Consider the following 20,970-nt stretch of genomic DNA (forward strand, 5'->3'; position numbering starts at 1 on the left):
GTCAGAGGTGTTGACGCACCACTGACCTTTCTTTTAACTTACTTGCATCCTTTCCCTTCAATGATGATTCGGCCATCAATTATTTCATAGCGTGCTCCCACGGCTTTACATATCAGATCTAATTTTTCATATAAACTCAAATCGGCCAGATTAGCCGAAAGGGGACATTCGAACCGTACACTAGAATCAACCAGAATTTCCACGGAATAGGCCTTTTCCAAGGTTTCAAATACCTTCTGAACCGGCACGTCATCGAAGTTAAAGGCATTAACATGCCGTGGCTCCACGATTATCTCAGGAATCGGAATCAGGGTTTTCGTCATTTTCACAGAGGCCCTGACCACCACAATCTGCTGATTTGGGTCGATAATCGTTCCGGTTAGTTCTTTACTCTGATCCCGTGGAGTTTGCGTATCTTGCCGGGCAAACACCGCTACCCGCCCCGATTTCACTCTAACTGACACTTCCTGTTCATTCCCAAAAGATCGGATAAGGAAACTTGTTCCCAACACCTTGGTGACTACTTCATGCGCATAAACAAAGAAAGGTCTGGAGGTATCTTTACTGATATCAAAAAAAGCTTCACCCGAAAGATAGACCTCTCGTTTATCTGCGTTGAACTTATTTGGGAAGCTAATTTTACTCTTAGGGCTAAGGGTAATATGACTCCCATCTTCTAAGACGACCTCCAATGGAAAGTTGCTTTTATTAACCCTTTCAACCAGGGGAACCGGCGCTTCCGACACCAGCCCTTCATAGTCTACCCTATGCCCATCGGGAGGCAGCAAAAAATACCAACTAGCTAAGAGTACGATACAAGCAGCAGCCACCCACCTCAGGTAAGCGGGGAATAGTAAGGGTTTCCTGCCGAATCCTGAAGGAGGCACTTCCCTCCTCCCTTCTAAAATTTTAGAAATGGCTATTTTTTTTTCGCTTAATGGGAGGGCCATTTCTTTGGGATGTATATGAAGTACCATTTCCCTTGCCTGCCTTACTATCTCCAATTTTTCAGTGTTATCGGCCAGCCATGATTCCCATTTATGGTGATCTTCCCGGGTAGGGCGCAATACCCAATTCCGAAAATCCTCATCCAGAAACAGCTCCTCTACTGTATAATGATAGTAATGATCCATTGTAAAATATTCTTATTCAAATACCATTAGACCATAGCCTCATCCAGATACTGTATAAATTCAAATTATTTTTCAAAAAGTTTTATTTTGTTTTTTTTAAAGACAAAATCAAGTGTGCCAGTGCGAACTGCATGAGAGGTGATATTCTATTAAGTAATACCGATGGTAAGCCCACCTATACGCATGGATTTCCCGGGGTACAGGCAAAAGACCATTATCAAAAATGACAAGAGATTTGGTAAAGACGATCGATCCAAGCATCTGAAATAACCCACCAGAGCGGATAGCCGTGAATCAAAAGTTCAGAGCAGATAGCCCAAAACCGATGGCTATCCAATATAGCCAATTGCTTTTCAAAAACTTAAATGCTGTCTGAAGTAGGTTGGATACCGACTGCGGATGTATATTCATAATTTCTGCTATAGCGTAACGATCCAGATCCTGGAAAAACCGTAGATATACGGCCTCCTGTTGTCGGGCGGGCAGTTTATTGAGCATTCCGGTGATCTGAGATGCATTGATACGATCTTCTTCCTGCTCAATAAGCCTGTATTCTGCACTAAACTCTATTTGAAATTCAGTATAAAATCGAGTCGGATCAGCTACCAAGACATTTTTATTACGTTGCTGCAAACGGTGTAACTTCCGACGTAGAGAAGCCAAGAGATAGGCCTTAGGTGGAATATTTTTGTTCAATGCCTGGCGCTTTTCCCATATCTCCAAGAAAACATCCTGAATGCTGTCTTTTACCAATTCCCGTTCCTTTGAAAATTTGAGGCCATACTGAAACATAAGATCATAGCAACGCTGAATCATCGACTCAAACGCCGACTCATTCCCTCCAAGCAGGGCCTGCCATAGCAGGGTTTCTTCTTCGTCACAAATAACCCCTTCTATGCTCATAGCTTCTATAAATTTGAAAAGAAGTCTGATTTTTCAACCTGAATTGCAATCCGGACAGGTACTATATCTGAATGGTTTAATTCCCCATTTATTCTAAAATATAGACGCAATTTTAATTAGCTCTCCCTTTCCTTAATTTAAAAACATTTCATCGACCAGCAATAAGGCCTTATTCCCCTTTCTTTTACTCCATATGGGGATAGATTTTACGGGACTAGCAATAATTTTCAGGAAAGACACCTCCTCTTTGGCAAATTTACCTTCGACGAGTCTTATACTGGGCGTTTCCCCTTTTTGCGTTAACGGGGCTTTAAACCGAGTTAAAAGTTTCCAGTTTCCTGGCTTATTGGCTCCCCACACTTCTATCTTTTCTGGAGGGAAGATACCAGTGTCTTCTTCTACCATATAATGCACGCCCACCGATGAAAGCGAGATAGGTTTTTGAAATTCTGCATAAAGCTCTATATCCGTATCACGAACCCCAGCCCAATAATTGGCCCAGGCAGGATTATTGGCACCGATCTGACCAAGCTTTCCATCGAAAAAGGTATGAGCTCCAGCGGCTTTATGAACCCTGTTAAGCACATATGCCAGGCGGACACTGTCTGGTTTATAGGTGTTTTTGAGAAAATCAAAACGGGCCGTCTCACTACCGTACCATCCAGACTTATAGGCCTTGGCTCTAATAAAGGTATTCCTATCCACTTTCAACTTTTGAAAAACTGGAGCCCTCAAACTGTCAGGCTCAGAACCATCGATGGTATAACGTATTTCTGTTCCACCAATTGGATGAAATAAGTCGATATCCAGATCCGAACGAAATACCATACTCGCATTTCGAACCTGAATTGGATTCAATTGAAGCGGTTTGCTACCATCGTCTTTGAACCCCCGCACCACGGTGAGGCCTGCTAGCTTCTGCTCGAGTAGCTGAAAATCCTTGTCTGTAAGTCCTGCATCCCAAAGGATAACCTGAGTTAAGGATTTTATTTTATCCAATTGGTCTACCAAGGCATGGACCTCCATCGAGGTTCCGGACAAAGATAATTGTTGCAAATGTTTTAAGGATTGCAAAGGCCTTAATCCTGCCGCCGTAATCTCCGTAAAATTCAGATCGAGCCTCCGGAGGTTCACAAGCTTTGAGATTCCGACCATATCTTTATCTTTTACCGGCATCTTGTTGAGATTAAGAGCCACTACCTGCTTACTTACGGGCTCTAACCCTGTTATTTGTTGAGCATCAAAGAGCTTTTTATTATAAATATTTACTGTCAAAGCCGGAGAATTAATAGCCAATCTCGCAACGGTACGATAGTCGGTATTCAGTTGCGCTAACAGTTTATCATCCACCGCCTCAAAGTCAAATGGCTCATTAGCATCCGCCCCAGACTTTAAATATGCCGTCGATAAAATTCTCAGTGAATCGGCGAGGGGAAGCTCTCTCAACTTCATATCAGGCTGGGCATAGGATTTCACCCAATGATAAAGCAATTTAATCTCCTGAGATGTTAGCTGGGCCTTACCTGAAGGCGGCATATGCTTTTTATCCTCCTGAGGCAAATGAATACGTTCTAGCAGCAGACTAAGCTCAGGATTACCCGCAACAAATAGCTTCCCCGACTTCCCTCCCTTCAGCAGGGAAGACATATCTGTCAACAAAAGCTCCCCTTTTACCTTATCGGCATTATGGCAGCTCAAACATTTTTGTTGTAGTATAGGATGGACCACATGTTCAAAAACGCGTGCGGAATCGGGGGAAACAGTGGCCCTATTATCGGCAGACTTCAAAGGATCAGTCACAAAGCCCTCGCCGTGGGTGAGGGCAGCACCAAAATGGCCGGCTACTATTAATAGTAAAAATGCCGGAATAGAGAGAATTTTAAGCCCGATTGGACTCACCCTTGGCCACCAACCAATAAGATATAAGATCGCGCTAAAAAAGTAAATCCCGATCCCTGACCATTTGTGCCATAACAACAAGTCTCCCGAATAACCAGGCTCAGAAGCCAGAAACACGCCCATTAATACGGTAAAACCTGAAAGTAATACCCCCAATAGTAAGGTCCATCTGGTAAAAATATCATAAAAATACTGCCAATCAGAAGACTTAGACCGGCGGAATAATTGCATGGTAAATGACATCAACAGCAGCACTATTGGGAAGTGCAGCAATAAGGGATGCATCCTGCCTACTGCCTGAGCCCAGGGCGGTAGTACCAGGGCACCTTCGAAGAGAAGTATAAAACTGATGAAGATAAGCTGAGCGATAAGAAATTGTTCGGCCAGCAAACGATATTTATTATTCATTTATCAAATAGAAAAAAATTAAATCTTTGTCCTTCTATCCTCCTCTTCATGACAGAATATCCTTGACTACGTGGCCTGAAATGTCTGTCAGACGGTACCTTCTACCCAGATGTTTGAAGGTAAGCTTTTCATGATCGAGACCCAGCTGATGCAGGACAGTCGCCTGAAAATCATGAACATGGACAGGGTTACGGGCGATATTATAGCCCAATTCATCCGTCTCCCCATACACCATCCCAGGCTTAATACCTCCTCCTGCCATCCACACCGTAAAGCACCGTGGATGGTGATCCCGACCATAATTATCGGCTGTAAGCGTACCTTGTGTATAGCTGGTACGCCCGAACTCACCTCCCCAAATCACCAGCGTTTCGTCCAGAAGTCCTCTTTGTTTCAAATCGGTGACGAGGGCCGCGGAGGCTTGGTCGACATCCATGGCTTGTTTGGTAATTTCGAAGGGTAAGTTTCCATGCTGATCCCATCCCTGGTGATAAAGCTGCACGAAACGCACTCCATTTTCGGAAAGTTTCCGAGCTAGTAAGCAATTGGCGGCATAGGTGCCAGGCACCAGGCAGTCGGGTCCATATAATTTAATAATATCGTCGGACTCTTTAGAAAGGTCCATCACTTCTGGAACCGCCGATTGCATGCGATACGCCATTTCGTACTGCTTAATCTTTGCGGCAATCTCCGGATCTCCAAATTCCTGATAGGATATATCGTTGAGCTGTGCCAGCTGATCAAGCATATCCCTACGTTCCGTCCGGTTCAGCCCATCGGGATCGCGCAGGTATAAAACCGGATCTTCTCCTGAGCTAAATTGTACTCCCTGATGAACAGAATCCAGGAACCCATTGGACCATAACTTTGAGTATACCCCTTGTCCATTCCCTACTCCTCTGGATAGCAGTACCGTAAAATTGGGAAGGTTTTTATTTTCATTACCCAAACCATAGCTGAGCCAGGAGCCCATGCTCGGTCTATTGCCCTGCTGAGACCCGGTCTGCAGGAAGGTTAGAGCCGGGTCGTGGTTGATCGCTTCCGTATACATCGATTTGACAATGCATAATTCATCAACAATTTTTGCTGTATAGGGAAGCAGATCACTGATCCAGGTTCCTGATTGTCCATATTGCTTAAATCCTACAAAGGAATCTACCAGTGGAAAGGATGATTGATTGGCTGTCATACCCGTCAGCCTCTGCGTTCCCAAAACCGAAGGGGGGATTTCCTGGCCGCGCAAATCATGCAATTTCGGTTTATAGTCGAACAGCTCCTGTTGCGAGGGCGCACCATTCTGAAACAGATAAATCACTCTTTTGGCCTTTGGAGCATAATGAGGAATTCCGGCCATCAAAGCATCCTCCATATTGTCCTTGTCTCCATTTAACAGATCGGGCATCAGCAAGGATCCCAGTGCTGCGCTACCGATGCCCAGACTCAGACTCGAAAGAAAACGCCGGCGATTAAAACTGAAACCATGTTCTTCTATTTCCTTTTCCATTCCGTATACTTTCTAATACCTTGATAAAATCTCAGCTTTTTAAGATTTTGTAATTGTTTCTTCTAAATTATATATCGTGTTAATCACCCGCATAAGGGCTGCCTGCTCAATCTGATCGACCTTCCTTATCAAAGGAAACTCCCCTATCTGAATGATTTCTTTGGCCTGTGTCACGTTTATACTCATCATTTGCTTCTGGTGATAGGTCACCAAAATATCCAATTCTTTTTCCTTAGGCTGCCGGCACACGATCAGCCTGAAAGCCTTAATGATACGCTGTTTCGTATTCATATTCTCTTGGAGCAGTCGTCCCGCCAACACCCTGGAAGCCTCTAAAACCATGGGGTCGTTCATCATTACAAGGGCTTGTAAGGGGGTATTGGTTTTTAAGCGTTTCACTTCACAAAGATCCCTATTACTGGCATCGAATATAGCCATGGTAGGTGGTGGGACTGTACGCTTAATGAGGGTATACATCCCGCGTCGGTATAGCTTAGCTCCTTTATCTTGCTCATAAATAGACAGAAGCCCACGGCCAGAAGTGGCCCCTTCCCATAAACCCGCAGGCTGATAGGGCTTTACGCTGGGCCCACCGACGGTGGGTACCAGCAGTCCGCTACTGGCAAGCACCAGGTCACGAATATGTTCTGCATCTACATGGTAGCGCGAGGATCGTGCGAGATAGGTGTTCTCTGGATCTGTATTCAAAGCCTTAGTGGTCACTTCGGCCGATTGGCGATAGGTCGCCGAAGTCACTATTTGTTTTACCAGTCTTTGGATATCCCATCCATGCTCCATAAAGTCTACTGCCAACCAGTCCAGCAAGGCAGGGTGCGAAGGTAGGTCGCCCTGCATACCAAAGTCTCCAGAGCTTTTGACCAAGCCCTTTCCAAAAAATTCCTGCCACATCTGATTTACATAAACTCTTGCCGTAAGGGGATTATTCCTGTCAAAAAGCCATTTTGCGAGCCCCAGTCTATTTTTTGGATAACGTGAAGCGAATGGTAAGATGGCTTTGGGCGTTCCCGGACTTACCTGCTCCCCATGGGCATCATATACCCCACGCTCGAGAATATAGGTCGCCCGGGTTGTATCCAAATCTCCCATGACCGATACAATCAATCGGTTCGTATCGGGTTTATTAATAAATGTAAGAAGTTCAGTGATGTCCCGATCCGAAATCTCCATCAATGGTTTTTTCGCATAGGTTTCTGGCCCGCCTATTACCGACTCTATTCCCACTTCTTTTACATTATTAAAGAAGGCAAATAACTGATAATATTCTTTTTGAGAAATAGGATCATATTTATGATCATGGCAGTGGGCACACTCTACGGTAAATCCTAAAAATGCCTTCCCAAATAAATCGTTCCGATCGGTAACATAAGATACTCGATACTCCTCCTGAATGACCCCTCCCTCTTCAGTTATCTTATGATTGCGATTAAATCCAGTTGCTAGCAGTTGTTCTTTATTAGGATTAGGAAGCAAGTCACCGGCAAGCTGCCAGGTAACAAAATCCTTATAGGACATATTCTTGTTGAATGCATGAATAACCCAATCCCGCCAGGGCCATTGCGTGCGGTACCCATCGTCCTGATAGCCATGGGAGTCGGCATAACGGGCTACATCAAGCCAATGAACCGCCATTCTTTCGCCATAGGCGGGCGATTGCATCAAACGATTTACCATGCGATCATAGGCGTCCGGGCTATTATCTGCCAAAAACGCATCCATCAGCTCCAAGCCCGGGGGCAAGCCAGTAAGATCCAGAGCCACGCGCTTCAATAAGCGCTCTTTATCAGCTTCTGGATTAGGCTTCAGACCAATTTGTTCTTGCTTGGCCAATATAAAATGATCAATTTCATTTCTAACCCATTTGCTCGATTTCTGTTCTGGTACTGTTAACTTTTGGGGAGGTACAAAGGCCCAATGTTTTTCGTAGCGGGCACCCTGTAGTATCCATTTCTCAATCAGGGCTATCTCCTCAACGGATAATTTTAAATGTGAATTCACTGGTGGCATCACCAAGGTCGTATCAGAAGACATTATCCGTTTAAAAACCTCAGACATGGCGGGATTGCCTGCCACGAGCGCAAAGGATCCCGGACTTTCCTTTAATGACCTATGGGCATCCTCTTCTACATCGAGCCTCAGTCCAGCTTCTCTTTTATTTTCATCTGGCCCATGGCAAGCAAAACATTTATCGGAAAGTATGGGGCGTATATCAAAATTATAACTAACCCGATCTGACAGTGAGACATGTGGACCCGATGAATTGCTCCCGCTTTTGCAGCCTATGATGCCTATACCTATCAACGAGTACAGTAAGATATTTCGATAACCTTTTAAATGCATGCTGATATTTCAGAGATTATACCTATTTATGTAATTTCGCAGGCAGTAGAAACATATAAGACCAGGGGAATTCGTTTTCGTTAACCTACCCGTAACCTGGATGTATGCATAAACTAATCCTTTGATTCTATTACCTAAGGAAAGGTAATAGGAGGCACTTCTACTCAATTTATTGTATTTTAAATATTAAAAATAGACTTTTTGTCAGCTACTTCATTTTTATAATAACGCTTAAATCTTAAATAGTGCAAACCAACTCCTTTATGATTCAGAATGATGCCAGCATTCTAGGGCTACTGATGGTAGTACTCGCCCTTATTTTCTACACTGCCTCGCTTCAAGGAAAATTCTGGCAACGGTTGTATAATGTAATACCTCCACTTTTACTCTGCTATTTCATTCCCGGACTCCTGAATTCATTCGGAGTCATTAATGGTGTAGAGTCTCAGTTATATCCAGTAGTTTCCAAATATTTTCTTCCTGCCTGTCTAGTACTATTTACTCTTGGCATGGACTGGCACTCCCTCATACGGCTGGGGCCCAAAGCCATTATTGCTATGCTCACCGGGACCATAGGCATTATTATCGGTGGACCTCTAGCCATTCTGGTGGTCGGAAGCATTAGCCCTGACACCCTTGCCGGAGAGGGTGCTGATGAAGTATGGAGGGGACTGGCAACCATTGCGGGAAGCTGGATAGGAGGTGGTGCCAATCAAACGGCCTTGAAGGAAGTATTTCAACCTAGTGATCGTTTGTTCTCTCAAATGATTGCGGTAGATGTATTAGTAGCCGAATTATGGATGGCCCTGCTGATTTATGGAGCCGGGGTAGCCAGCCGGATTGATACCCTGTTCAAAGCCAATGCCCAACCAATCCAGGATGTTCAGAACCAGCTGGCCAATCAGCAATTTGAAAACGAAAGAACGCCAAAAATGAAGGAGTATATCTATCTGGCGGCCATGGGTTTTGGAGCCAGTGGTCTGGCTCATTTCCTAGCCGATATCATTGCCCCCTATATAGGCAATAACTATCCGGCCTTGACAAAATTTAGTCTGAGCTCATCATTCTTTTGGGTGGTAACTATCTCTACGACCATTGGTATCTTACTCTCAACCACGCCCTTGAGAAAACTAGAGTTTGTAGGAGCGTCTAAAATCGGTTCTGTTTTCTTATATGTACTTATAGCAACTATCGGTATGCAAATGGATCTTAAAGCAGTCATGGACAATCCAGGCTTATTCGCCATAGGAATAATTTGGATGAGTGTTCATGCGATCATTCTCATCATCGTCTGTAGATGGCTGAAGATACCATTCTTCTTTATGGCCGTAGGAAGCCAGGCCAATATGGGAGGATCCGCCTCAGCATCTGTGGTAGCGGCAGCCTTCCATCCTTCACTTGCTCCGGTTGGGGTTCTACTGGCCATATTAGGCTACGCCGTGGGTACCTATGGCGGTTATATTACCGCCCTATTAATGCAATGGGTCAGTGGTATGATTTGAACCTAAACCCTATCTTTTTACGTTGCTTTGTCGGATAAATCAGAAAATTGACCAGATCAATTATAAATAATTACCTATGAATTGGATTAACATTGAAACTAAGGACCAAATCGAAAGCATTGCCAACGAGGATTCCTATTCTATAATTTATAAGCATAGCCCTCGATGTGTGGTAAGCATGATGGCACACCGGAGACTGAAGTCAGAGCTACCTTCATTAGCCGATCAAAATATTCCACTTTATATTGTGGATGTGGTCAAAAATCGTGCGGAGTCAATGGCTATTGCCGATCACTTTGGGGTCGTTCATGAGTCTCCTCAATTATTGTTGGTACAAAAAGGGAAGGTCATTTATGATGCCTCCCACGAAGACGTTACTTTTAATACAGTCCTGGAGAAAATTGGATCCAATTAATAAATCCAGTATCATCGAAATCTCCCTTATTTGAGGAACTACAGAATGGAGAATGAAATTCAATTTCGTTCTCCATTTATTTTAAGATAAGTTGCATGTAGACAAGATCAAGCCACTGATCAAATTTATATCCTACCTCCTTGATGTAGCCCTTTTCTACAAAGCCATATTTTTCATGAAACGAAATAGAACCTCGGTTGCTGGCATCGATACAACCGATCATGGTATGAATGCCCTGCTCCCTGGCGCGTTGAATAAGACTTTCCAGAAGGCGTCCGCCTACCCCCATCCCCCTCGAAGACTCATTTAAATAGATACTGTGTTCTACACTAAACATAAAGCCCTTCTTGGGTCTGAACTGCTGAAACGATCCATAACCGATTACCTTTCCTTCCACCTCTGCTACCAGAATGGGCATGCTATTCATTAACATCTGATCAAACCATTCTGTAAGCTGCTCCAAGGAGCGGGTCTCATAGTCATAAATGGCCGTTGAGGTGAGTATGCTTTCATTCAGAATTTCCAATATAACAGGTAAATCCAGAGGAGAGGCATTTCTAATTTTCAAACTCATCAAATTCTATATGTGTTGACTTAAAATTCTACTAAAACCATTCCAATTTCCAGGTTTGCCCTATGCTTAGGAAAGGTCATTCAGGCCCTAATATAACCGTGATCATCGAATGAAATATAAAAGTCAATAAATTTATTTCTACTGCCTGCCCTGTCTAAGGCCAGAACGGTCTACATTTATACCCTTTTTGAAGCCAGTAAACATGCTTCAGCACTAGCAAATCTGCTAAATTGGCCTTCTGATGGCTATTATCGTTATTTCGGCTATCTATATTTTTTATTCTCGACTATTTTACTTTAGCTTTGTAGCAACTTTGGGGGTGTCCACTATTGTGGTCTGAGATTATACCCTTTGAACCTGATTCAGTTAATACTGACGAAGGGAAAAGTAAGGAGTCCTCATGGGCTTACTAACCTTTTCTACGTGGTCCATTCCCGGAGTTTTATTCTATAAAACCCGTATACGAATGGAAATAATTCTCAATAATCTTCCCAAACAAGTTCCTGATACCAGTAGCATCCTGCAGGTAATCCATGAATTTATTTCTGACCAACCGACTGCAATGGCTGTCGCGGTCAATCAACAGGTCATTCCAAAATCGTCTTGGCATAGTCACCAATTGATGCCTTCGGACCGGCTTACCATCATTGTCCCAACTCAAGGGGGTTGATCTGCGCCGGCAGAACAACTGTTTATTCCTATCAAACCAACAACTTATGAAAGACCAGCAAACCGTAACGGACCACGCCATTACCAGAGAACCATTTCCTAATTCGAAAAAAATTTATGTCAAAGGGACTCTTCACCCAATAGAGGTTGCTATGAGGGAGATATCGTTGTCCGATACCCATCATCATGGCACTATCGCCAAGCCCACCCCCAACGCTCCCGTCACCGTCTACGATACCAGCGGTCCTTATACCGATCCTAGCATCGATATCGATGTACGTAAGGGACTAAAGCCATTAAGAGCGGAATGGATCCGGGGCAGGGAGGATGTGGAAGAACTCGACGCTATCAGTTCTGATTATGGAACCCAGCGACTTCGGGATTCCCGTTTGGACGAACTGCGTTTTGCACACCTGAATAAACCCCTTCGCGCAAGATCAGGCATGAATGTAAGCCAGCTACATTACGCCAAGAAAGGCATTATCACTGCCGAAATGGAGTATATCGCCATCCGGGAAAATCAGCGTATAGAAGCACATACCTCAAACCTTAGCCATCAGCACCCCGGGCACAGCTTTGGAGCCAATACTCCTAAAAACCTCATCACGCCCGAATTTGTACGATCGGAGGTTGCAGCGGGTAGGGCCGTAATTCCTTCTAACATCAATCATCCCGAGAGTGAGCCGATGATTATTGGAAGGAATTTTTTGGTAAAAATAAATGCAAATATTGGCAATTCGGCCGTCACTTCGAGTATAGAGGAGGAGGTTGAAAAGGCCGTCTGGGCATGTCGCTGGGGCGCCGACACCATTATGGATCTTTCAACGGGCAAGAATATTCATGAAACCAGGGAATGGATCATACGTAACTCCCCCGTCCCTATTGGTACTGTGCCCATATACCAAGCCTTGGAAAAGGTAAAAGGTAAGGCGGAAGATCTGACCTGGGAACTATTTAGGGACACGCTCATTGAGCAGGCGGAACAAGGGGTCGATTACTTCACGATTCATGCCGGTGTATTACTACGATACATTCCATTGACCGCCAAACGCATAACGGGTATTGTTTCAAGAGGGGGCTCCATTATGGCTAAATGGTGCCTAGCCCATCACAAGGAAAACTTCCTATACACACACTTTGAAGAAATTTGTGAAATAATGAAAGCCTATGACGTAGCCTTCTCCCTGGGCGACGGTTTACGCCCTGGATGCCTTGCCGACGCCAACGATGTGGCTCAATTTTCGGAACTTGAGACCCTTGGAGAACTTACGAAAATTGCCTGGAAACACGATGTTCAGACCATTATCGAAGGTCCGGGACATGTTCCCATGCATCTTATCAAAGAGAATATGGATAAGCAGCTGAAGCATTGTCACGAAGCACCCTTTTATACCTTAGGGCCTCTTACCACCGACATAGCCCCAGGTTACGACCATATAACCTCGGCCATCGGAGCAGCGATGATCGGATGGTTTGGTACTGCCATGCTCTGCTATGTGACACCGAAGGAGCATTTGGGACTTCCCAACCGCAAAGATGTGAAAGATGGGGTGATCACTTACAAAATTGCTGCCCACGCTGCCGACCTTGCCAAGGGGCATCCCGGTGCACAGTATAGAGATAATGCCCTTAGTAAGGCCCGTTTCGAATTCCGCTGGGAAGACCAATTCAACCTTTCTCTGGATCCCGATACAGCCAAGTCCTTTCATGATGAAACCTTGCCTGCGGAAGGAGCCAAGATTGCTCATTTCTGTTCTATGTGCGGACCCAATTTCTGCTCGATGAAAATCACGCAGGATGTCCGCGATTATGCCCAGGAGAATGGATTGATGGAAGAATCGGCCCTGGTAGAGGGAATGCAGGAAAAAGCCAGAGAATTCATGGAAAAAGGTAGCCAGATATATTCCTGAGATGCTGAAACTGGTGGTCATTACTACTGCAGAAAGATGGCTTGGAGAAAGCAGGCAGATCAACAGTCTTTTCGAGGCTGGATTGGACTGCCTGCACCTTAGGAAACCACATATTTCCCAGGCTGATCTCCACATCCTGATCAATGAAATCAAGGTCGAATTTCACCCCAGGCTTAGCCTTCATCAACACCATGAAATGGCCGATAACTTTGGAATTGGGGGGCTACATTATACTGAGAATGCCCGAAGGCAGCTGACTGCTGCTGCCTTGAGAAGCAACAAAGCCCGGGGACTGAGAACAAGTACTTCTTTTCATCGGCTGCAGGATCTGGAAGAATCAGCCTATGTATTCGATTATGCCTTTTACGGCCCCCTCTTCGATAGTATCTCCAAAGAAGGCTATCAAGGGCTGGCACACGAATATTGCGACCTCTCGGGACGTGTTTTGCCTATGCCTATATTTGGACTCGGTGGAATCACCCTGAACCGACTTTTGCAATTGCCCGCCTGGGGATATGCTGGGGCTGCCCTGCTGGGTAGCATTTGGAAGCAACCCGGGGAAGCAACCAATCAGTTCCAGCAGTTCCGGTCCATCATTCAATCAACCAACTGACCCCATGGAAGCCTTACATTTTATTTCCAATCAAACAGAAAAATATTCTCATCAGGAAAGCATTTTGATGGCCCTCGAAGCGGGCTGCAGGCTGGTGCAGTTGCGAATCAAAGACCAGCCTCTGGATGAAGTTCGATCTGAAGCACTGGCTGCTCAACTACTCTGCCAAAAATTCGGTGCCAAGCTCATTATCAACGACTACCCCAGCATTGCAAGGGAGGTCGATGCCTATGGCTGCCATCTGGGTTTAACGGATATGCCCATTGCACAGGCACGAAGCCTGGTAGGAACTCAAATGATATTAGGAGGAACAGCCAATACCCTTTCGGATGTGCTTCAGCGCATCCAGGAGGGAGTCGACTACGTAGGTTTAGGCCCCCTTCGGCATACCAACACCAAAAAGGTCCTAAGTCCTCACCTGGGCTTTTCGGGTTATGCATCCATCCTTGCAAACCTTGGTAAGAGAGCGCGACAAATCCCTATTCTAGCCATCGGGGGTGTAAATACCGACGATATATTGAAATTAAAAACCTTGGGAGTATATGGGATAGCCCTCTCTTCCGCCATTTTAGAGGCTGAGAACCGAACCCAAACTGTTCAACAAATAAAAGCAAAACTATGTTAACCATTGCCGATAAAACATTTCATTCCCGACTATTTACCGGGACTGGTAAATTTAGCTCATCCTCCCTGATGCAGCAGGCTTTGTTTGCCTCCGAGACTGAGCTGGTTACTGTTGCATTGAAGCGGGTAGATTTACAGAATGCCACGGACGATATGTTATTTCACCTGCAAGGAAAAGCGATTCATCTATTACCCAATACCTCCGGAGTACGTAATGCTAAAGAGGCCGTGCTGGCGGCCCAATTAGCTCGGGAAGCACTGGAAACAAACTTTATAAAATTAGAAATTCATCCCGACCCCAAGTATCTCCTCCCCGATCCTATCGAAACACTGCAGGCCACAGAGGAGTTGGCGAAACTGGGTTTCGTGGTGCTACCCTATATTCATGCTGATCCTGTTTTATGCAAACGACTGGAAGATGTTGGCACTGCCGCCGTGATGCCCTTAGGGGCACCAATAGGGAGCAACAAAGGCCTGAAAACCATGGATTTTTTAGAAATTATTATAGAACAAAGTCGGGTGCCTGTCATTGTTGATGCCGGTATAGGCGCTCCCTCCCATGCGGCCCAGGCTATGGAACTGGGGGCCGATGCAGTGCTGGTCAACACGGCTATAGCCGTGGCCAAAGACCCTGTCCAAATGGCTATTGCTTTTAAAATGGCCGTAGAAGCCGGACGCATGGCCTATTTAGCAGGTCTCGGTGCAGCAACTAAATCAGCAGTAGCCAGTAGCCCTTTAACCTCCTTCCTCGATGTCTAGTTTCTTTGATATATTTCAACAATACGACTGGGATCAGACAAAAGCGGAGATTTATGCCAAGACTGCCCAGGATGTCCGCCAGGCCCTGCTGTCTCCCCGCCGCTCTTTGGAAGATTTCAAAGCACTTATTTCTCCAGCCGCTCTTCCGTTCCTGGAAGATATGGCGCAGCTGAGCCACAAACTGACTCAGAAGCGATTTGGCAAAACCATTCAGATGTATATCCCCTTATACCTCTCTAATGAATGCACAAATATTTGTACCTATTGCGGTTTCAGCTTAGACAATAAGGTGAGGAGAAAAACACTCACCGAACAGGAAATCATGAAAGAAGTTCAGGTTATCAAAGACCTTGGCTACGACCATGTCCTCCTGGTCACTGGAGAGGCCAACCAGACAGTTCATACCGAATACTTTCTAAAGGTACTTCGACTTATTCGTCCCCATTTCTCTCAGATATCCATGGAAATTCAACCCTTAGATAAGGAGGAATATGGCGCTCTGATCCCTGAGGGACTTCATTCCGTATTGGTCTACCAGGAGACGTACCATCAGGAAGACTACCGGAAACACCATCCTAAAGGGAAAAAGTCCAATTTCAGGTACCGGCTGGAAACCCCTGATCGGGCCGGTCAGGCGGGCGTACATAAAATAGGTCTGGGAGTGCTGATAGGTTTGGAAGATTGGCGGACCGATAGTTTCTTTACGGCCTTACATCTACGTTATCTGGAAAAAACCTATTGGCAGACCAAGTACAGCCTTTCTTTTCCCCGTCTTCGGCCATTCTCAGGAGGGCTTCCGCCAAAGGTAGAAATGGGCGATAAGGAACTGGTACAGCTTATTTGTGCCTACAGGCTCTTGGATGAAGAACTGGAGCTGAGTCTTTCCACCAGAGAAACGGAAAAATTTAGAAATCACTGCATCCCCCTGGGCATTACCTCTATCAGTGCAGGTTCGAAGACCAATCCGGGGGGCTATACTGCGGCAACAGATTCTCTGGAGCAATTTGAGATTAGTGACGAAAGAACCCCGGCACAAATTGCTGACATGATCGGGCGTCAAGGGTATGAACCCGTATGGAAGGATTGGGATAAAGCTTTCTAGCCGTTCTTCCTCCTATATTTATTTCGCAGGAAAGTGAACATCTGGAACATTTCTAATGTTTGAAAAAATATTAGAAAGTAACAAGATGCAACACCCTTTACAATCAGTAAAATGACCTTTGAACCACAAGAAAGGAAACGGTATAGTCGGCAAATTATAATGCCTGAAATTGGTATTTCAGGACAAGAAAAGCTTAAAAATGCTAGGGTGCTGGTCGTGGGTGCCGGCGGGCTAGGATGCCCCGTTCTACAATACCTTACCGCCGCTGGCGTAGGTCATATTGGCATTGTCGACGACGATCGGGTAGAACTTACTAACCTTCACCGACAAATTCTTTATGGACCGGATGACATTGGTCTGAGCAAAGCGGCTATCGCAAAGGAGAAACTGGAACGCTTGAATCCCTATGTTTCTTTCGAAGTGTTTCAAGAACGAATTTCAGCTAAAAATGCCCTTTTCATACTACCCGGTTATGATCTGGTTATCGATGGATCTGACAATTTTCCTACCCGATATGCATTAAACGATGCTTGCTATAAGATAGGAATCCCTCTGGTATTTGGTTCCATACTACGTTTCGAAGGACAGGTTTCAGTATTCAATTATCAGGGTGGGCCTACCTATCGTTGTCTTTTCCCTGATGCCAGCATAGGGGATAACTGTGCAGAGGCAGGTGTATTAGGTGTCTTGCCGGGTATTATTGGTGGATTTATGGCCAATGAGGCTATGAAAATAATATGCCAAATGGGAGAAGTGTTAAGTGGCAAGCTTCTTATTTATAATGCCTTGAACCATAGCACCCATCTATTTAGTTTTAGTAAAGATCCACTTCTGAGTCCGCAAAGTATTGAGGCCTCAGAAACTGCCTCAGCCCAAGAGGGACGCTCAGAAAACGATGTGCAGAAGGATAACGCCCAATTAGCCTTCAGTACTTATGAAGATCGCCAACATTCCGATCCGGAACAGATTTTCCTGGTGGATGTACGAGAAGAGTACGAATTTGAAGAAGATGCTGTTGGAGGCGTAAATATCCCCCTGCCCGATCTACCGGCATCCCTTACTGCTATGCCCCCCGACAAGACAATTGTTTTTTACTGTCGTAGCGGACGCCGGAGTCAGATGGCCTATAAGCTATTGAAACAAAATGGATATACTGGAGAAAGTTATTGGATGAAAGAGGAATAAGTCAGTTTATCTGCACTATCGGGCAAATTTGATTAATTTTGCCCTGTAAACGATCGAATCATATGCTTACCGACTTCGGGACTATATTACTTTTTATAATCGCTGCGCTGGTACTTGCCACCGTAATGTTAGGAGCGGCCAGACTTTTACGTCCTAGCCGCCCTAATGAAGAAAAGCTTAGTACTTACGAGTCTGGAGAAGAACCGGAAGGTAACGCCGGAGTCCAGTTTAACGTACGTTTCTATGTGGTAGCTCTCATTTTCGTACTATTCGAGGTCGAGCTTTTGTTTCTATTCCCCTGGTCCGTGGTATTTGGAAATGAAAATTTGATAGACCAAACCGATGGTCTATGGGGATGGTTCGCAATGGCAGAAATGGCCACTTTCGTGGCTGTTCTTACCTTGGGTCTGGCCTATGCCTGGGGTAAAGGCTATCTGGATTGGGTACGGCCTACCCCCAGAATACCCGAAGTGAAAAGCCCCGTACCTATAGAACTGTATGACGCTATTAATCAAAAGTACGAAAAACCTTAAGTGCGGATGTCCCCCCCTATTTTTGGGATATCTCCTCATTCATTTAGGTCATTAAATGCTCCGGGAGTTAAATAACTTTAATTATATATTTCTAATACTACCAAACTGAAAGTGGAACATCATCCTATTTCCATACGTCCTTTTATAGGAGCCATAGACTTCAAAATCTCACGTGATTTCTATAGAGATTTTGGCTTTCAGGAATTAATCATTAACCCTAAATTATCTTATTTTAAGCGTGACCATATAGGGTTTTATTTACAAGATGCCTCTATCAAGGACTGGATAGACAATACTATGATATTTATGGAAGTGAAAGATCTGGATGTTTTCTGGACGGAGCTAAAAGCTTTAAATCTTCCAGAAAAATATCAATCCGTAAGAATCATTCCTATCCAGAATAAGGAATGGGGTAGAGAATGCTTTGTCTACGACCCATCAGGAATTCTATGGCATATAGGCAGCTTTTATTAGACGCCCCATCGACCCTATTAGAAGGATTTTAAATTAATTTTTAAGGAATCCCGATTTAAGGTCCTTAGCCAAAAGCCACTGTAGCATAATAATATTGGTAGATGCATCAAATAATTCTAAAATTCGGATTACAAAACTCGAAAAGAGGACCTATATATTCCAAATGAGCAGTCCTGTTTGTTTAGTTAAGTCTGGCATGAAATCACCTAGAACGATTTAACCAATACGCTAACTATTTACCCTATACGACCATGGGACAAATAGTATTGAAACACCAAAAACTGATTTATCAAATAATGTTTCAGCCCGCAGCTGTTTTTAAGCATTGCATTTTACATTTCTTTTCAACCGAGTAATATCTATATTTGTTTAGAAAAAATCAGAAAGATGGACATCATAAATAGAAATAATGTCAAGGTATTTGGTCAAGGCACCCAGGCAATGGTGTTTGCCCATGGATTTGGTTGTGGCCAGCAGATGTGGCGTTATATCTGGCCCGCCTTCGAAGATCGCTATCGTATCGTCCTATTTGATTATGTAGGCAGCGGTAAATCTGACATGAAAGCTTACAATGCCGAACGTTATGCGAGTCTTAATGGCTATGCCCTGGATCTAATTGAGGTACTTGAGGCCCTGAATTTAGAGAAAACCATATTTGTGGGCCATTCGGTCAGTGGAATGATTGGCCTTCTTGCCTCTTTGAAACAACCTCATTTATTTGAGAGTTTGATTATGATTGGCCCATCGCCCCGATATATAAATGATCAGGGATACACTGGCGGTTTTGAGGAGGAAGATATTCAGGAACTGCTGTCGACCATGGATAATAATTATATTGGTTGGTCCAATTATATTGCCCCAAACATTATGGGTAACCCCGATCGTCCTGAACTTGGGGAAGAATTGACAGAAAGCTTTTGTTCTACAGATCCCGTAGTAGCAAGACAGTTTGCTGAAGTCACCTTTTTATCAGACAACAGGGCTGACCTGGTCAAAACGAGACACCCTACCCTAGTTTTGCAGTGTTCCCAAGATTTGATTGCTCCCTCGGAGGTGGGACAATATTTAGAAAGCAATGTGCCTAACTGTACACAAAAAGTAATGAAGGCCACTGGCCATTGCCCCCACCTGAGTGCTCCGGAAGAAACGATCGGACTTATGAAGGATTTTTTATCATAAACCTAACAAATTTGTATCCTTCCAAAGATATTTTAGAAAATTTACCTTGTGGCTGCCTGATCTTCGATGATGATGGCCATATTCTATATGCGAACCCACATTTATGTGCCATTCTAGAATGTAATTTCTATGACATTGAGAATAAGGTTATGGAGAGCATACTAACCATTTCCAGTAGTATATTTTACCAAACGCATTTTTTTCCCTTACTAAAGCTAAAAGGTGAAGTCAGTGAAATATTCATGACTTTGAAAAGCAAAACCGGGAAACGGGTTCCTGTAATGATCAATGCTCAGCAAAGCGATCAGGACGCCATGCATCATTATATTGCCAGTGTAGCCACCGTATGGGAACGTCAGAAATATGAACAGGAACTATTGGAAGCAACCAAGGCCCAAAAAAAAGCCTTGGAGGATAATGCTTTGCTGAAGCAATTAAAAGCTGAATTGGAACAACATCAAAGGAAGCTGGATAGAAATTTGAGCGTTGTGATGGAAAGAAATGCGGAATACTTACAGATTGGCAAGGTGCTCACCCATGACATGCAGGAGCCAATAAGAAAGATATCTCTTTGCTTCGACTCGCTTATTTCTCAAACGGAATTAGGCAATAATAGTAAGATCAATCATATGGTAGGAATTATTAAAAAGTCTGCCAACCGATTACATACCCTAACCAATGCTCTCAATGATTTTGTGAATTTTGGCTCTCGTGATCAGCGAACCGAAGAGATTAATCTGACCAAACTCATAGAAGAAGTTAGACTGGAACTAGAGGAGTTTTATTCCGATAATTATACTGTAACTATTGGAATCACGCCGTCCTTTTGGGGTGTCAGGCTGCAGATCAAGCGAGTGTTTACTGAACTTTTTAAGAATTCTATTCAGAACCAAACCCCTGGTCTTCCCTTAAGCATTAACATTCATGCTGTTAATATCGAGGAAAACTCCTATCAGGTCAGCAGTCAAAAATATCATTATACAGATCATCTCCGCATTGAAGTCACAGACAACGGTCAAGGCTTTGAAAATCAATATGCTGAATACGTATTTGGACTTCTTAATAAATTAAAGGACCGGGAGGAATGTCTGGGAATAGGGCTCACTATTTGTAAGCAAATTATTCAGCAACATCGGGGGACCATGAATATCAAAACCTCCCCGGGGAACGGTACCACAGCCATAATCGTACTTCCAGTGAGCAGACCAAAAGAAGTAGAAAGTTAA

General features: G+C 44.3%; 19 protein-coding genes and 1 riboswitch. Of the genes, 13 read left to right on the forward strand and 6 right to left on the reverse strand.

From position 1 onward, the window contains the following. Positions 1-38: 38 nt before the first annotated feature. From X939_RS0103315 to X939_RS0103340, 5 genes are all read right to left on the reverse strand, one after another. Positions 39-1,133, reverse strand: coding sequence for a FecR family protein (locus X939_RS0103315; RefSeq protein WP_025761852.1), 1,095 nt, complete (start codon positions 1,131-1,133; stop codon positions 39-41). 294 nt (positions 1,134-1,427) lie between these two features. Beyond that, positions 1,428-2,036 (reverse strand): RNA polymerase sigma factor, encoded by a 609-nt coding sequence (locus tag X939_RS0103325; protein ID WP_025761853.1) that lies wholly within the window; start codon positions 2,034-2,036, stop codon positions 1,428-1,430. 132 nt (positions 2,037-2,168) lie between these two features. After that, the gene (locus X939_RS0103330) at positions 2,169-4,343 is read right to left on the reverse strand and encodes a c-type cytochrome domain-containing protein (RefSeq protein WP_025761854.1); all 2,175 of its coding nucleotides are present in this window, start codon (positions 4,341-4,343) and stop codon (positions 2,169-2,171) included. Positions 4,344-4,389: 46 nt separating this feature from the next. Continuing rightward, complete coding sequence (locus X939_RS0103335) at positions 4,390-5,847, reverse strand: DUF1501 domain-containing protein (protein ID WP_025761855.1); 1,458 nt, start codon at positions 5,845-5,847, stop codon at positions 4,390-4,392. A gap of 39 nt (positions 5,848-5,886) precedes the next feature. After that, positions 5,887-8,205: a PSD1 and planctomycete cytochrome C domain-containing protein gene (locus X939_RS0103340; RefSeq protein WP_025761856.1), complete on the reverse strand. Its 2,319-nt coding sequence runs from the start codon at positions 8,203-8,205 to the stop codon at positions 5,887-5,889. Positions 8,206-8,468: 263 nt separating this feature from the next. On the opposite strand from X939_RS0103340, the gene X939_RS0103350 reads away from it, so the two are divergent. Both X939_RS0103350 and ytxJ read left to right on the forward strand, forming a co-directional pair. Further along, the gene (locus tag X939_RS0103350) at positions 8,469-9,707 is read left to right on the forward strand and encodes a DUF819 family protein (RefSeq protein ID WP_198034354.1); all 1,239 of its coding nucleotides are present in this window, start codon (positions 8,469-8,471) and stop codon (positions 9,705-9,707) included. A 76-nt stretch (positions 9,708-9,783) separates the two neighbouring features. Beyond that, positions 9,784-10,122: a bacillithiol system redox-active protein YtxJ gene (gene ytxJ, locus X939_RS0103355; protein ID WP_025761858.1), complete on the forward strand. Its 339-nt coding sequence runs from the start codon at positions 9,784-9,786 to the stop codon at positions 10,120-10,122. A 76-nt stretch (positions 10,123-10,198) separates the two neighbouring features. Here ytxJ and X939_RS0103360 read toward each other — a convergent pair whose 3' ends face one another. Further along, positions 10,199-10,696, reverse strand: a complete 498-nt coding sequence (locus X939_RS0103360; RefSeq protein ID WP_025761859.1) for a GNAT family N-acetyltransferase — start codon at positions 10,694-10,696, stop codon at positions 10,199-10,201. 305 nt (positions 10,697-11,001) lie between these two features. Then, positions 11,002-11,097: riboswitch (TPP riboswitch) on the forward strand. A 65-nt stretch (positions 11,098-11,162) separates the two neighbouring features. On the opposite strand from X939_RS0103360, the gene thiS reads away from it, so the two are divergent. From thiS to X939_RS0103415, 11 genes are all read left to right on the forward strand, one after another. After that, positions 11,163-11,366, forward strand: a complete 204-nt coding sequence (gene thiS / locus X939_RS0103365) for a sulfur carrier protein ThiS (RefSeq protein WP_025761860.1) — start codon at positions 11,163-11,165, stop codon at positions 11,364-11,366. A gap of 46 nt (positions 11,367-11,412) precedes the next feature. Beyond that, positions 11,413-13,275: a phosphomethylpyrimidine synthase ThiC gene (thiC, locus tag X939_RS0103370; RefSeq protein ID WP_025761861.1), complete on the forward strand. Its 1,863-nt coding sequence runs from the start codon at positions 11,413-11,415 to the stop codon at positions 13,273-13,275. A 1-nt stretch (position 13,276) separates the two neighbouring features. Beyond that, entirely contained in the window at positions 13,277-13,888 is a 612-nt protein-coding gene (locus X939_RS0103375; protein WP_025761862.1) for a thiamine phosphate synthase, read from the forward strand. Positions 13,889-13,892: 4 nt separating this feature from the next. Next, positions 13,893-14,513, forward strand: a complete 621-nt coding sequence (locus tag X939_RS0103380; RefSeq protein WP_025761863.1) for a thiamine phosphate synthase — start codon at positions 13,893-13,895, stop codon at positions 14,511-14,513. Then, the gene (locus tag X939_RS0103385; RefSeq protein ID WP_025761864.1) at positions 14,507-15,271 is read left to right on the forward strand and encodes a thiazole synthase; all 765 of its coding nucleotides are present in this window, start codon (positions 14,507-14,509) and stop codon (positions 15,269-15,271) included. Before X939_RS0103380 ends, X939_RS0103385 begins: the two co-directional genes overlap by 7 nt. Beyond that, positions 15,264-16,373: a 2-iminoacetate synthase ThiH gene (gene thiH / locus X939_RS0103390; RefSeq protein ID WP_025761865.1), complete on the forward strand. Its 1,110-nt coding sequence runs from the start codon at positions 15,264-15,266 to the stop codon at positions 16,371-16,373. Before X939_RS0103385 ends, thiH begins: the two co-directional genes overlap by 8 nt. Positions 16,374-16,484: 111 nt before the next feature. Then, a complete protein-coding gene (moeB, locus tag X939_RS0103395; RefSeq protein ID WP_025761866.1) occupies positions 16,485-17,558 on the forward strand; it encodes a HesA/MoeB/ThiF family protein in 1,074 nt (357 codons plus the stop codon). Between the two features lie 62 nt (positions 17,559-17,620). Beyond that, positions 17,621-18,091, forward strand: coding sequence for an NADH-quinone oxidoreductase subunit A (locus X939_RS0103400; RefSeq protein WP_025761867.1), 471 nt, complete (start codon positions 17,621-17,623; stop codon positions 18,089-18,091). Positions 18,092-18,202: 111 nt separating this feature from the next. After that, entirely contained in the window at positions 18,203-18,565 is a 363-nt protein-coding gene (locus tag X939_RS0103405) for a VOC family protein (RefSeq protein ID WP_025761868.1), read from the forward strand. Between the two features lie 387 nt (positions 18,566-18,952). After that, positions 18,953-19,744, forward strand: coding sequence for an alpha/beta fold hydrolase (locus tag X939_RS0103410; RefSeq protein WP_025761869.1), 792 nt, complete (start codon positions 18,953-18,955; stop codon positions 19,742-19,744). Between the two features lie 11 nt (positions 19,745-19,755). Next, positions 19,756-20,970, forward strand: coding sequence for a PAS domain-containing sensor histidine kinase (locus tag X939_RS0103415; protein WP_025761870.1), 1,215 nt, complete (start codon positions 19,756-19,758; stop codon positions 20,968-20,970).

The organism is Dyadobacter tibetensis Y620-1, from assembly GCF_000566685.1.
GTDB classification, from domain to species: domain Bacteria; phylum Bacteroidota; class Bacteroidia; order Cytophagales; family Spirosomataceae; genus Dyadobacter; species Dyadobacter tibetensis.

Excerpts from the sequence above, each read along its gene's own strand:
- X939_RS0103315 (WP_025761852.1), bottom strand. The coding sequence starts at position 1,133 with ATGGATCATTACTATCATTATACAGTAGAGGAGCTGTTTCTGGATGAG.
- X939_RS0103325 (WP_025761853.1), bottom strand. The coding sequence starts at position 2,036 with ATGAGCATAGAAGGGGTTATTTGTGACGAAGAAGAAACCCTGCTATGG.
- X939_RS0103330 (WP_025761854.1), bottom strand. The coding sequence starts at position 4,343 with ATGAATAATAAATATCGTTTGCTGGCCGAACAATTTCTTATCGCTCAG.
- X939_RS0103335 (WP_025761855.1), bottom strand. The coding sequence starts at position 5,847 with ATGGAAAAGGAAATAGAAGAACATGGTTTCAGTTTTAATCGCCGGCGT.
- X939_RS0103340 (WP_025761856.1), bottom strand. The coding sequence starts at position 8,205 with ATGCATTTAAAAGGTTATCGAAATATCTTACTGTACTCGTTGATAGGT.
- X939_RS0103350 (WP_198034354.1), top strand. The coding sequence starts at position 8,469 with ATGATTCAGAATGATGCCAGCATTCTAGGGCTACTGATGGTAGTACTC.
- ytxJ (WP_025761858.1), top strand. The coding sequence starts at position 9,784 with ATGAATTGGATTAACATTGAAACTAAGGACCAAATCGAAAGCATTGCC.
- X939_RS0103360 (WP_025761859.1), bottom strand. The coding sequence starts at position 10,696 with ATGAGTTTGAAAATTAGAAATGCCTCTCCTCTGGATTTACCTGTTATA.
- thiS (WP_025761860.1), top strand. The coding sequence starts at position 11,163 with ATGGAAATAATTCTCAATAATCTTCCCAAACAAGTTCCTGATACCAGT.
- thiC (WP_025761861.1), top strand. The coding sequence starts at position 11,413 with ATGAAAGACCAGCAAACCGTAACGGACCACGCCATTACCAGAGAACCA.
- X939_RS0103375 (WP_025761862.1), top strand. The coding sequence starts at position 13,277 with ATGCTGAAACTGGTGGTCATTACTACTGCAGAAAGATGGCTTGGAGAA.
- X939_RS0103380 (WP_025761863.1), top strand. The coding sequence starts at position 13,893 with ATGGAAGCCTTACATTTTATTTCCAATCAAACAGAAAAATATTCTCAT.
- X939_RS0103385 (WP_025761864.1), top strand. The coding sequence starts at position 14,507 with ATGTTAACCATTGCCGATAAAACATTTCATTCCCGACTATTTACCGGG.
- thiH (WP_025761865.1), top strand. The coding sequence starts at position 15,264 with ATGTCTAGTTTCTTTGATATATTTCAACAATACGACTGGGATCAGACA.
- moeB (WP_025761866.1), top strand. The coding sequence starts at position 16,485 with ATGACCTTTGAACCACAAGAAAGGAAACGGTATAGTCGGCAAATTATA.
- X939_RS0103400 (WP_025761867.1), top strand. The coding sequence starts at position 17,621 with ATGCTTACCGACTTCGGGACTATATTACTTTTTATAATCGCTGCGCTG.
- X939_RS0103410 (WP_025761869.1), top strand. The coding sequence starts at position 18,953 with ATGGACATCATAAATAGAAATAATGTCAAGGTATTTGGTCAAGGCACC.